This window comes from Aeromonas sp. QDB39, from assembly GCF_027707585.1.
Classification (GTDB): Bacteria; Pseudomonadota; Gammaproteobacteria; order Enterobacterales; family Aeromonadaceae; genus Aeromonas; species Aeromonas hydrophila.
In genome coordinates, this window is sequence record NZ_JAPCIV010000117.1 from 1 (window position 1) to 1,109 (window position 1,109).

The following is a 1,109-nucleotide window of genomic DNA, read 5'->3' on the forward strand; positions in this document are numbered from 1 at the left end:
GAGTCACATGGAAGATCAGATCCTGGAAAACGGGAAAAGTTCCGTTCAGACCGCTATTTGTGTATAAGAGTCAGGGCGAGGACAGCATTGATTAACATCAATGTTCCCCACCCAACAACAAACTGTTTGCCTACCTCAATGTGCTCTGGGTTCACAAGAATTTCCTTTTCATTTGTCCTGGTAATATTTGGTTGAAGAACGGGGGAGAAGCAATCGAAAAAAAACATATGGAATATCACCCTGTCCGGTCGAATGTTCAGCTATGCAATCAGAAAAATGGGTGTCCTGATTTATTTTTTCATGAAGATTAAAAATAAAGCATTCTAAAAATTAGTTGTTACTTTTAAGAGGTGTTTATTTGTCGTTTGTTAGTTCGAAATCAAATAGTAATTTTAAAAGGTAGGGGTTAAAGACAAAACCTTTATATGTTCTTACATTCTCCTTTGGAACATAAATGTTATTCTCTGTCAACTCATGAAAATCGGGCTCAAATCCATAAACTGTAATGTTTTTGCCAAAAGCTAAACGTTTAAGATATTGAAAAAACGTTAATTGTCGCCTTAGTTCAAATGCGATGCTCTTGCCATAATATTGATTAACCCAATGTTCAAGATCGTTTCCGCTACGAACATTCACCGCCCTATATCGAATGTCCCAAGTTCTTTGTCTGTCCCCTTTACTATATAAAGTGGCTTCAACGTTTAGCTCCTGCCCCATCTCAAAAAGTACAGGAAACCTTTGGGTATAATCAACCTTAGAAGTAAACGCAGTATCATTGATTGAAAAGTACCCACCTTTAGGTAAATAATCAATTTGGTATAGAGAATAGTCATGTGTCTTCGACGAATTTATTTCGTGATAAATTTCTGAAGCTGCGCGGGTTCCAGAGTGAGTCATATATTTTTCATCAAAAGATGCTCTTCCATTCTTTTTATGATATTTTAGTGAGAGCGATACATTTTCTTCCGAATGCTTAAATTCATTAAATATTGTCAACTGAACAGGAACCAAATACTTGACACCTTGTTCTTTGGGGTATACGGATTTAATGGTTGATGGGGCACCTTCACCCCATCAATCTGATACCACCCTCAGATGGTTGATAGATC

The 1,109-nt window shown here is 37.0% G+C and carries 1 protein-coding gene; it reads right to left on the reverse strand.

From position 1 onward, the window contains the following. Positions 1-354: 354 nt before the first annotated feature. On the reverse strand, positions 355-1,011 hold the full coding sequence (locus tag PG899_RS24070) for a hypothetical protein (protein WP_270697819.1): 657 nt from the start codon (positions 1,009-1,011) through the stop codon (positions 355-357). Positions 1,012-1,109 lie beyond the last annotated feature (98 nt).